This window comes from Shewanella sp. c952, assembly GCF_019654975.1.
Taxonomy (GTDB): domain Bacteria; phylum Pseudomonadota; class Gammaproteobacteria; order Enterobacterales; family Shewanellaceae; genus Shewanella.
In genome coordinates this window covers 1-12,069 of record NZ_BPEW01000009.1, presented here as the reverse complement: position 1 = coordinate 12,069, position 12,069 = coordinate 1, and the positions used below count along the sequence as shown (strand labels likewise).

Sequence of the window (12,069 nt, the reverse complement as noted above, 5' to 3'; positions counted from 1 at the left end):
GTTATTCTGCAGCGTATTAACGCTGCAAAAACAACTATAGCTCAACCTAATGGGATGGGAGGTTATTTAAAAGCTCCAGCTAAGGTGCATGCCCGCGTAGGTTTCATCTAAACCGCTGATGTTGCCGTTTTCTCTAGCTTCAAGTTTAATATCTTCTTGGGCAATGCTGTGGCTTATATGCCCTGACAATACCCATTGGTTAGGCAGTTGGTACTCAGCCTCAACGCCAAACTGGAAGTGGTTGGCGCCGTCATGCTCTTCTGTCACGTATTGAAAGTCAAATCCTTGGGTAACATAAGGTGTAACACTAAAGCGTTCGGTAAGTTGCCAATTGCTGTGTAAGCTCACTTCAACAAAGTAACCCGCAGCTTCAGTTGAGTAGGTGTAGCTAACCGAAGGCACTAACCAGTCGTACTTACTGTACTCGAGTGAGCTAAACAGTTCATTATCATGGGCACGCTCATCACCGTAGAATTCAAGACGCTGGTAGCCAACGCTACCGCTTAAATTTTCAGATAACTCGAAACCATATTCTAGGCCGAAGTTGTATTCTATGTAGTGCTGGCTGTCCCCACGACCAACAGTGACATAAGCGTTTAGATTATTTTTCTGCACTGACGCTGTCGCCCAGTATATGCCGCCCTTATCAAGGTTGTTACGGCCTTCAGATATGTACTGTGAGTCCCAGCCTAAGTCGAATAGCGCTTGGATCTCGCCGCTATCATCCAAAGGTAATTTCTCCATTATCTTGGTGCTGTGAGAATCATCTATATTCGGAGATTCGTCAGCAAAGATGAAAGTAGAAGTTATTAGCAATGGCATAGCAATGGCAATTTTATAAGCATTATTCATGGCGAAACTCAGTAATTTGGCGAAAGTAAAAATCCCGTTCATCATAGATTTAATGATATGAATGTAAATGATAATAGGTTGTATTTGCGAAGCGCTTTGCAATACTAATACTGCCTGTTATCTGCACTAAAAAAATTTGACTTCAATCAAGGTAAAGCAGATTTTTAGCTGTTAGACGATAGGTTAAATGTAACTATTCTTACGAATACAATTGAATATTGGCTTACTCACCCTCATCTCTTTATCTATCAACATAGAATGTTAAGGACTCAACCATGAGCAACCCCTTATTAAAAAGCGCTAAGCTTCCTCCTTTTTCGAGTATCAAGCCTGAACATATTCAGCCCGCCGTTGAGCAGGGGATTGCCAACTGCCGAGCCAAGATAGATGAAGTACTGCAAAACACCGGCACTTTCACTTGGGACAACTTAGTGGCTCCGCTTGACGATGTTGATGATGAGCTCGGTAAAATCTGGTCACCTATTTCTCATATGAATTCAGTCGTCAGCAATGATGAATGGCGAGCCGCCCACGATGCTTGTCTGCCATTGCTATCAGAGTACGGCACTTTTGTTGGTCAACACCAAGGCCTTTACCAAGCTTATAAGTCACTTGCTGCATCAGCTGAGTTTGCGAGTTACTCACAAGCGCAAAAGAAGATGATTGAAAACAGTCTGCGCGATTTTGAGTTATCAGGTATTGGATTAAGTGATAGCGACAAGTTGCGTTATGGCGAACTCGTTAAGCGGATGTCGGAGCTGACCAGTGGTTTCTCTAATCAACTATTAGATGCAACCCAAGCGTGGAGCAAGTTGATCACTGATGAGACTGAGCTTAAAGGTTTACCTGAGTCAGCAATAGCGGCAGCGGCAGCGATGGCAGAAGCTAAAGAGCAACAAGGCTGGCTATTTACCTTAGACTTCCCATCTTATCTACCTGTAATGACCTACAGTGAAAACCGTGAGCTACGTGAAGAGTGCTACCGCGCATTTGTCACTCGTGCGTCGGATCAAGGTCCTAATGCGGGAGAGTTTGATAACGGCCCATTGATGGATGAAATCTTGGCTTTACGCCATGAACTTGCCAACCTTTTAGGTTTTGACAGTTTCGCTGATAAGTCACTTGCTACAAAAATGGCAGAAACGCCTGCGCAAGTATTGGCATTTTTGACCGAGCTTGCTGCTCGTTCAAAGACCCAAGGTGAGACCGAACTTAAAGAGTTAAAACAGTTTGCGGCGAGTGAATATGGCGCAACAGATTTGGCGGCTTGGGATTTGAGTTATTATGCCGAAAAGCTTAAGCAACACCGCTATGAGATCTCTCAAGAATTACTCCGTCCATATTTCCCTGAAGACAAAGTGTTGTCGGGGCTGTTCTATACTGTTTCGCGTCTATTCGGTCTTAAAGTCGAAGAGCAAAAGCAGTTTGATAGCTGGCACGATGATGTGCGTTTTTTCCATATCAGTGACAGTAATGGCGAGCATAGAGGCAGTTTTTATTTAGATCTTTATGCCCGTGAAGGCAAACGTGGCGGCGCATGGATGGATGATTGTCGCGCGCGTCGTGCAACATCAGCTGGTCTACAAGATCCGGTGGCTTACCTAACGTGTAACTTCAATGCACCCGTTGCGGGTAAGCCGGCGCTGTTCACTCACGATGAAGTGACTACCTTGTTCCACGAGTTTGGTCATGGCATTCACCATATGTTGACCAAAATTGATGTAGGTGGTGTATCTGGTATTAGCGGTGTGCCGTGGGATGCCGTTGAGCTACCGAGTCAGTTTATGGAGAACTGGTGTTATGAGGAGGAGGCGTTAGCTGAGATCTCTGGCCATTTCGAAACGGGTGAACCATTACCCAAAGAGATGCTAGATAAAATGCTAGCGGCGAAAAACTTCCAGTCGGGCATGATGATGCTGCGTCAGCTTGAGTTCTCGCTGTTTGATTTTAAGATGCATTTAGAATTTGACCCAACTGCTGGTGCGCAGATTCAAGACAAGCTTAATGAAATTAGAGATTTGGTTGCTGTAGTGAAAGCGCCTGATTTTAATCGCTTCCAACATGGTTTTGCGCATATTTTTGCCGGTGGTTACGCGGCAGGTTATTACAGCTATAAATGGGCTGAGGTGTTATCTGCAGATGCTTTCTCACTGTTTGAAGAACAGGGGATCTTTAATGCTGAAACAGGCAAACGCTTCCTTGAGAACATTCTTGAAATGGGCGGCAGTGAAGAGCCGATGGAGCTATTTAAACGCTTCCGTGGGCGTGAGCCGAAAACGGACGCGCTGCTAAGACATAGTGGTATTAATGGCTAAATCGTAAAGTCATTCCGTAAAAAGGGCGCTTTGAGCGCCTTTTTTGTTTTTCCCAATCCAATCGATATGATGAATTAAGCAAGGCTCCCGTTTTTCAATTTAAGGGGGATAGAGCAAAAATTTGGAATTACTTCATGGCTTGTCATCTGGTATGACCTTTGGTAGCCTGCCCGCTGTTATTTATCAAGGATGTGGGTTTAGCAGTAAATGAATCTCTATTTTAGGCTTTTTTGGTTGTTTGCTTGGCGCGTACGTCATTGCAACAAAATTGATTTTTTAGGTAAAAGCACCCTGAGTTACCGCGCGCTTCCTAGCGATTGCGATATCAACTTTCACTTGACCAATTCACGTTATCCAGCGTTTATGGATCTGGCTCGAACCTATATGCTGTCAGAAATGGGACTACTAAAACGTTTCTTAAAGCTTGGTTGGATGCCGATTATTAATGCGGCTGAATTTACCTATATTCGCGATATTAAGCCTTTTGCCAAGTTCGACATTGAAAGTAAGATGGTCGGATGGGATGAAAAGTACTTCTATGTTGAGCAGCGCTTTGTCAGTGAGCGAGGCTTACACTGTATTGCTCATGTTCGCGGCGTATTTGTTTGCAAGCGCAAGCAGGTACCAATCTCAGCCATGCTGGAAGAGATACGGTTTAATGCTGCTCAGCCAGAACTGCCCACAGAAGTGCAAAAATGGAAAAGCTTTTTGCAATTGAAAAAGCAGCAGAACATTTAGAGCTGTTATGCCTGACGCGCAAGCGTCAGTGCGACTTCCTCTTGCACCTGATTAACAGCTCCGCGCAAGGTGGCTTGGATCCAGTAGCGGCCTAGGTGTTCATAGTCCAGAAGGTTAAATTTGCTTTCTAACGTTAGTAAGCAAGGGATAGTCGCGCAATCGGCAAGACTAAAACTGTCGCCGCATAACCAGTGATTAGTGGCAAGACGCCTGTCAAAGCTGTCTAAAGTGGTGAGTAACTCATTCTCTAGCTGCTTAATTCTTATCTGGTTATTCAAATTTTGACGCAATGCGCTCTGCCAATTATCGATCACCTTGTCGAGGCGAGTATCACTGAGCCTGTCATAGAGGCGCACTTGCAGTGCATCTTCAATAATGAGTGGAATTAGCTGGGTACCTTGATCGATAGTCGCATCAAGGTATTCTATGATAACGCTCGCATCAGGGATTATTTCTCCTGACTCAATTCTTAATGTCGGCAGGTAACCAGTCGAATCTATTCGCTGGAATTCGCGTCTGGCATAGGGATCCGTAAGATCAATAATATGCGGATAGAAGTGAGCTTGTTTTTCATAAAGGGCGATGAGAACCTTTTGTGATTGTCGTGACAGTGGATGGTAATACAGATCCATGCTAGTTACTGGCTCCAATCGGAAGTTATTGGCTTAACTCTAGTTGCTAAATGGGTTCACCACAATGTGCGGATTTTGCCGTCTAAGTGCCGTACGCGAGTGTTATCTTGATAAAGCAATGCCGTTCAGCGGGTTAGTAATATTTAAAGGAGTAATAATGAGTCGTATTGAAAAATTTGCATCAATCTATGAGCGAGCAGCAGAGCGAAAAGGTGGCCCTGAAGGGCTTGAGCTGTTGATGTCCGCTAGCCTTGAAGAGGATGAAATCGGTCAATACAAAGATGCACAGCTACTCTCTGAAATGAGCAAAAAGGTATTTCAAAGTGGCTTTGTATGGCGAATTGTTGAGGCCAAGTGGCCGGCTTATGAAAAAGCATTTTTCAATTTTGAGCCTTTTAAAGTACTGATGTTATCTCCTGAACAACTGCAAGATAGAGCGAGTGACGCTACGCTCATCAGGCACCTAAAGAAAACCATGGCGATCTATGACAACGCCCATATGGTGAACGATATTGCCCGTGAACACGGTAGTTTTGCCGAGTATTTAGCGAGTTGGCCAAGCGAGAATATTACTGGGCTATGGGCCGAACTGAAGCGCAAAGGCAATCGCCTTGGTGGTAACACTGGCCCCTATTTTTTACGGGCTATTGGTAAAGACACATTTTTATTGACGGGTGATGTGCAGGGATACCTCAAAGCGCATCATTTAGTCGATTATGGTTTTAGCTCAAAAGCCGGGCTAAAGCAGGTGCAAACAGTGTTTACTCACTGGCAGCAAGAATCGGGGCGTAGCTTGGCGGATATTAGCCGAATTCTGGCTTGTAGCGTTGGGGACAACCGTATTTAACTTCGCAGAATCTAACAATTTGTTGGATGTTTTCTTTTTGCTGACTACGTTCTTTTATTGTTAATTTCCACTATCCAATGTCAGCTAATCTACACTTAGAGCTAATAGGTTAGCTGTAAGCGCCATTTTGTTTACATTTTATAAACATACGTGACTGATTTTGCGTATAAATTCTTATTAGCTTACAAATTAAACTGGTATATCTGCTTGTTGACAAGCCGACATTATGAGATAAAGACTCGTTAAATCAATAGACAAAAAATTATGCTTTCAAAGGTTAAATTGACGGCATTTTGTGCTTTAAACAAATCAATTACCAAGTAGATGGCCTTATAGGAGTTCTCATGCGGCAAATAGTGAAAATTGCCTCTGTTTTAAGTGTGGCGTTATGGATAACTGGATGTGAGCAAAAACCGGAAAACATGGGGCCTCAAGAAAGAGGGCCTATGGAGGTGGGTGCAATTACTATTGCAGCTAAACCTCAATCTATTTTGGTGGAATTGCCAGGAAGAAGTAAGGCTTATTTAGAAGCCGAGGTTCGTCCTCAAGTGAGCGGTATCATTATCAACCGCGGCTTTGTTGAAGGTAAAGATGTCGAGAAAGGCCAGTCGCTATATCAAATCGATTCAGCGACCTACAAAGCGGCACTTGTGAGTGCTAAAGCCGATCTTAAGAGTGCCGAGGCAAGTTTAGTATCAGCCAAAGCCAAGGCATTGCGTTTTAAGAAATTGGTAAAGCTAAACTCTATCAGTGAACAAGATTACGATGAAGCTGATGCAGCTTATAAAGAAGCATTAGCGCGTGTTACTGTGGCAGAAGCCGCGATTAACACAGCGTCGATTAACCTTGAGTACACCGAAGTGCGTGCGCCAATTTCTGGCCGTATTGGTAAGTCATCAGTGACAGCTGGTGCATTAGTTACTGCTAGCCAAACTGATACGTTAGCTACGATTCAACAGCTAGATCCAATCAACATCGAGATTACTCAATCGAGTGCTCAGCTATTACGCTTAAAGTCGCAGTTGAAAGACGGCCAACTTAAGGCATCTGAAAATGCTGGTGTGAAGCTTATTTTGGAAGATGGTTCGACTTACGGACATGATGGTTTATTGCAGTTTGCTGAAGTCAGCGTTAATGAGAATACTGGTTCGGTGATTTTACGTGCTGAGTTTCCTAACCCAGACGGTCTGTTAATGCCTGGTATGTACGTGCGTGCAGTGCTCAATACGGGTACCGATCCTGAGGCTATTTTAGTTCCGCAGCGTGCGATTACGCGTAATACCAAAGGTCAGGCCGTAGCAATGGTGATTGCCGACGGTAAAGTGGCATCACGTATTGTGACGACTGCACAAGTGATTGATAACCAGTGGCGTATTACCGATGGTTTGAATGTGGGCGATCAACTTATTGTTGAAGGTCTACAAAAAATTCGCCCAGGGGCGCCTGTTAAGGCTGGACCTTTAGTGGCGGATAAAAAGCCTCAAGCACAACAACAGAAATAGGGTAGAGCTATGGCACGTTTCTTTATCGATCGCCCTATTTTTGCTTGGGTAATCGCCATTATTGTGATGCTAGCAGGGGTGCTGTCAATCTTCGGATTGCCAGTGTCTCAATATCCTAGTATTGCGCCACCATCGGTAGTGATTAGCGCCGTTTATCCTGGTGCGTCTGCAAAGACAATGGAAGATTCAGTTACTCAGGTAATTGAGCAGCGAATGACAGGTCTTGACAACCTTCGCTATATATCTTCAACCAGTGATAGCTTCGGTAATGCACAAATTACCTTAACTTTTAACGCCGAGGCCGACCCTGATATTGCTCAGGTACAGGTGCAAAATAAGCTTCAGCTTGCGATGCCACTGTTACCACAAGAGGTACAGGCTCAAGGTGTAAACGTCGCGAAGTCGAGTGCTGGCTTCTTGATGGTTGTAGGCTTTGTATCGCAAGATGGCTCATTAGATAAAAATGATATTTCGGATTATGTAGGTTCGAACATTCAAGATCCTATGAGTCGTGTACCAGGTGTGGGCACCATTCAGTTATTCGGTGCGCAATATGCAATGCGTATCTGGCTTGACCCGCTTAAATTGACCCAATATAACCTGACTAGCATGGACATCATCTCTTCTATTAGAGAGCAAAATGCCCAAGTATCAGCAGGTCAATTAGGTGGTTCACCTTCTGTTGCAGGTCAAGAGCTTAACGCAACGGTTTCTGCACAAAGTCGTTTACAAACGGCTGATCAATTTAAAAAGATCATTATTAAAGCTGACCCTTCTGGCGCTAAAGTCTTCTTAGAAGATGTCGCGAGAGTTGAGCTTGGTGCTGAAAGCTACTCGGTTGAATCATTTTATAATGGTAAGCCTGCAGCAGGTATTGGTATTCAGTTAGCGACGGGTGCCAACGCGTTAGCAACAGCTGAAGGCGTGCGAGCCAAAATCGAAGAGATGCGTCCATTTTTCCCTGAAGGGTTGGAGGTTGTATATCCATACGACACCACACCTTTCGTTGAAAAATCGATTGAAGGCGTAGTACATACCTTGCTGGAAGCCGTGGTCTTAGTGTTTTTGATCATGTACCTGTTCTTGCAAAACTTCCGCGCAACGCTGATCCCGACCATTGCTGTTCCCGTGGTTCTACTGGGTACATTTGCAATTTTGTCTGCAGCGGGATTCTCGATAAACACCTTAACCATGTTCGCCATGGTACTAGCAATCGGCCTGTTGGTTGATGATGCGATTGTTGTGGTCGAGAACGTTGAGCGTGTGATGCAGGAGGAGGGGCTAAGCCCCATCGAAGCGACTAAAAAGTCGATGGATCAAATTACCGGCGCATTAGTCGGTATTGGATTGACACTATCGGCAGTGTTCGTGCCTATGGCATTTATGTCAGGCTCGACCGGTGTAATTTACAGGCAATTCTCCATTACGATTGTGTCGGCAATGGCATTATCGGTGATGGTTGCGATTATCCTAACACCAGCGCTTTGTGCCACCATGCTCAAACCTATTGCTAAAGGCGAAAGCCATACCAAAACAGGTTTCTTTGGCTGGTTTAACCGCAAGTTTGATGCACTAACCTCACGCTATGAAGCCAGTGTTGCTGCAATGATCAAGCGTATTGGTCGCACCATGATGGTTTATCTTGCTATTAGTGTTGCGGTTGGCTGGATCTTTATGCGCATGCCAACAGCTTTCCTACCTGATGAAGATCAGGGGATCTTGTTTACTCAAGCCATCTTGCCAGTGAACTCGACTCAGCAAGCAACGCAAGCTGTACTCGATGATGTCACCGACTTTTATCTAGAGGCTGAAGGCGACAACGTTAAATCGGTATTTAGCGTATCGGGCTTTAGTTTTGCTGGTAACGGTCAAAACATGGGTATTGCTTTCGTAGGCCTTAAAGATTGGGCTGAGCGTACAGAGCCTGGGCAAGACGTGCAGTCAGTTGCGGGTCGTGCAATGGGCATGTTTATGCAGATGAAAGAGGCCTTTGTATTTGCGTTCGTACCGCCAGCGGTAATCGAACTGGGTACGGCTAACGGTTTCGACTTCTATCTGCAGGACAGAAATGGCCAAGGGCATGACAAGTTAGTTGAAGCACGTAACATGCTGTTAGGTATGGCATCGCAAAATCCAAACCTAGTGGGCGTCCGTCCAAATGGTCAAGAGGATGCACCGCTTTATCAAGTGCATATCGATCATGCAAAACTGCGTGCATTGAGTGTTGATATTGATGCAGTAAACAGTGTGCTTGGTACAGCTTGGGGTGGTAACTACGTCAATGACTTTATCGACCGTGGCCGAGTGAAGAAAGTATATGTTCAAGGTGAAGCGGATTACCGTATGCAACCTGAAGATATCGATGCTTGGTACGTGCGAAATAGCAAAGGCGAAATGGTGCCATTCTCAGCGTTTGCTACAGGTACATGGGAATATGGTTCTCCTCGTCTAGAGCGCTTTAACGGCCTACCTGCGATGAACATTCAAGGTGGTGTAGCTGAAGGCTTCAGTACTGGTGAAGCGATGAACCTGATTGAAGACATGGTTAAGAAGTTGCCACCAGGGTTTGGTGTTGAGTGGAATGGTCTGTCCTATGAGGAACGCCTCTCTGGTAACCAAGCACCTATGCTATATGCATTATCTGTGGTGGTGGTATTCCTAGTATTGGCAGCATTGTATGAGAGTTGGTCGGTACCGTTCTCGGTGATCTTAGTGATCCCACTGGGTATTATTGGTGCGCTTATTGCGATGAATGGCCGTGGTTTACCAAACGACGTATTCTTCCAGGTGGGTCTACTGACAACGGTGGGGCTTGCAACCAAAAATGCCATCTTAATCGTAGAATTCGCCAAAGAGTTCTACGAGAAAGGGGCGGGCTTGGTAGAAGCAACATTGCATGCAGTCCGAGTGCGTCTACGTCCAATTCTAATGACATCATTAGCATTTGGTCTTGGTGTTGTGCCACTCGCTATCAGTAGCGGTGTAGGTTCTGGTAGCCAAAACGCAATTGGTACTGCTGTACTCGGCGGCATGATGAGTTCTACCTTTATGGGGATCTTCTTCATTCCTATCTTCTTCGTGATTGTTGAGCGCATGTTCAGTAAGCGCGAGCGAGATAACGCTAAAGCAGCTAAGGCAGAAGCCAAAGCGAATAAATAGCGTCACAGTTATTGACTAGAAAAGCCCAGCATTTGCTGGGCTTTTTGTTGTTTGAGGCTGCCTCGTGCTGAGATTAGTTGAGGTTTTAGGCTACTACTTTTGTGTACAAAAGCAGGTTAGGACCAGCACATTTGTGCCCCCAAAGTTGGTTGGCCTTCGGATGAAGACTAATTACATTTTGACTGGTGTTACCAAGCAATCTATTTGAACTTGTGGCCTCGTGAATATTAATTGCCTCCAGCAGGGGATGTGCAGACACTGCTGAAGCACGCTTCAAGTACGTCCGTGTAAGCTCAACTAAAACATCCATGTTTTCGACGGCTTCAGCCGTATCTACACTGGTTTACTGGTGTTTCAATTTATACCCTTGCGGCTCGATGCTTAACGCGGAAATGCCCCAAAACGTGTTAGCTTCCATTACTAATGGCTATTATCTTCGAATTCAAAACCAAATCTAAATCAAAGTCGTGGCGCTTCGCCCACACCCGAGCCAAGGGGCAAAGCGCTTGCGCCCCTTGGCAATCCCTCAGCGCCCCGGCGAAATTTGAAAAGCAAAATTTCCAACGGGGGGAGATTTGATTCTTTGAGTTCATTGAAATATTTTTAGGCTCAGATGTTTACGGAAAAACCGCTAAAGCTAAAACACAAGTGCTAAGTATTTACTCTTTAATAACCTAGTGAAGATGCAGTTAAGGCCTTCATATCCAGCCCCGTTGCATACAGAGTTAGGCATTCCTCCCATCTTGAAGCTCAGGTGAAACCGCAGAATGGCCAAGGATGGCGTAAATAAAGATGCCAAAAACTGTCCTGCTAGGCATCGATAATTTTTTAACATTTCACAAAACCTATAAAAAATCAGACTGATGGAAAATATAAAAAAGTGATACACGGACCCATTGAACACCCTAGGCTCTCTTTATCCGCACTCAACAAGGTAGTTTATGTAGCTTTAACTTGGAAATTATCTATTTACAGCAATGCCTTAGCAGTGATAGCTTGTTAAAAAATTAACGAGTTGCTAAGAACGTTATCGAGCGACTAATGAATAAGCTGTTATAACTACTAAGGAAGGTTGGCATTAAACGATATATTTTCATTACTTCGCTATTTTTTTTAGTAGGTTGTATCTCTTCTGTAGATTTAACTGAAAGTAAAGAAGCATCTCTTCTTGTTAACCAATGCTTTGAACTCACACGACCTGCGTTTGTGTATGAGGGGCGCTGTGCTGATTTATCGGGATTTAATGATAACAGCGAACTTTGTAACAGCATTCAAACGATGGGAGAAGGTGTATTCCCAAAAAGTTGGGAAAACTATCTGCAACAGCGAGATTCATTCGACAAAACGCATTTTGATAAATTGGCATTCGAAAAACAAAGAACTATGCTGTTTGCTCTTGATGCAGGAACTAAGGTCACTATAACTAGAGTGGTGCATCATGGATGGGGAGCTGATGGAAGGTATTGGGTGTTTCGAGGTAACCTGATCAATAATGGAAAATCAATTGAAGTTGAGTTGCCATCTTTTAGTAAAGTTCACCTAATGCCTTATTGGTTAAATGGGCGTTCTAAAAATATCCCAGAGTTAAATAGTAAGTTTATAGGTTCGTGTAAAACGTAGTTATAACAAGTCATTAAAGCAGGACAAAAAACAGTTGGTTTTTGCTCGTGCCTCGCTTATTTTAACCAGCTATTTTTAGCCTCTTAATGAGGCGTTAGCTTTCAAGGATGAACCATCATGCAGTGCAGCCATAAATCTGTTAGAAAACAGTTATTCATTTTAATTGCTTTTATGATTGGCATGTTTTCGTTATCTGCAAACGAACTGCCTTTACAGAAAGAAAGTATTTCTCGAATCGAATACCCACCAGAAATTCAATATATTAGTGCTCTAATTCAAAGTAAAGATACAAGTACTCTAGTCTATGAATCTTGGAAAGGATTTGAAATGAATGAAGGAGATTTGCACTATTCAGAGTTAAACGTATTAAACGAAAAGATTCAATTTGATACCGCTAAAGTTGT

General features: G+C 44.0%; 9 protein-coding genes. 7 read left to right on the top strand and 2 right to left on the bottom strand.

Features of this window, described 5'->3' with window-relative positions:
* Nucleotides 1-66: 66 nt before the first annotated feature.
* Entirely contained in the window at nucleotides 67-852 is a 786-nt protein-coding gene (locus tag K5R16_RS08435) for a hypothetical protein (RefSeq protein ID WP_220737118.1), read from the bottom strand.
* 275 nt (nucleotides 853-1,127) lie between these two features.
* On the opposite strand from K5R16_RS08435, the gene prlC reads away from it, so the two are divergent.
* Both prlC and K5R16_RS08425 read left to right on the top strand, forming a co-directional pair.
* Entirely contained in the window at nucleotides 1,128-3,167 is a 2,040-nt protein-coding gene (gene prlC, locus K5R16_RS08430) for an oligopeptidase A (RefSeq protein ID WP_220737117.1), read from the top strand.
* Nucleotides 3,168-3,374: 207 nt separating this feature from the next.
* Complete coding sequence (locus tag K5R16_RS08425; protein WP_220737116.1) at nucleotides 3,375-3,905, top strand: thioesterase family protein; 531 nt, start codon at nucleotides 3,375-3,377, stop codon at nucleotides 3,903-3,905.
* 5 nt (nucleotides 3,906-3,910) lie between these two features.
* Here K5R16_RS08425 and K5R16_RS08420 read toward each other — a convergent pair whose 3' ends face one another.
* The gene (locus tag K5R16_RS08420) at nucleotides 3,911-4,537 is read right to left on the bottom strand and encodes a glutathione S-transferase family protein (protein ID WP_220737115.1); all 627 of its coding nucleotides are present in this window, start codon (nucleotides 4,535-4,537) and stop codon (nucleotides 3,911-3,913) included.
* 157 nt (nucleotides 4,538-4,694) lie between these two features.
* Here K5R16_RS08420 and K5R16_RS08415 point away from each other — a divergent pair, with 157 nt between their 5' ends.
* The 5 genes from K5R16_RS08415 to K5R16_RS08395 form a co-directional block, all read left to right on the top strand.
* Nucleotides 4,695-5,384, top strand: coding sequence for a DNA-3-methyladenine glycosylase I (locus tag K5R16_RS08415; protein ID WP_220737114.1), 690 nt, complete (start codon nucleotides 4,695-4,697; stop codon nucleotides 5,382-5,384).
* A gap of 344 nt (nucleotides 5,385-5,728) precedes the next feature.
* Nucleotides 5,729-6,886 carry an efflux RND transporter periplasmic adaptor subunit gene (locus K5R16_RS08410; protein WP_220737113.1) on the top strand — a complete coding sequence of 386 codons (1,158 nt, stop codon included), beginning with the start codon at nucleotides 5,729-5,731 and terminating at the stop codon, nucleotides 6,884-6,886.
* A gap of 9 nt (nucleotides 6,887-6,895) precedes the next feature.
* Nucleotides 6,896-10,045 carry an efflux RND transporter permease subunit gene (locus K5R16_RS08405; protein WP_220737112.1) on the top strand — a complete coding sequence of 1,050 codons (3,150 nt, stop codon included), beginning with the start codon at nucleotides 6,896-6,898 and terminating at the stop codon, nucleotides 10,043-10,045.
* Between the two features lie 1,278 nt (nucleotides 10,046-11,323).
* On the top strand, nucleotides 11,324-11,665 hold the full coding sequence (locus K5R16_RS08400) for a hypothetical protein (protein ID WP_220737111.1): 342 nt from the start codon (nucleotides 11,324-11,326) through the stop codon (nucleotides 11,663-11,665).
* 117 nt (nucleotides 11,666-11,782) lie between these two features.
* Nucleotides 11,783-12,069 (top strand): hypothetical protein (locus tag K5R16_RS08395; protein ID WP_220737110.1); only part of this gene is annotated, 287 nt, incomplete at its 3' end.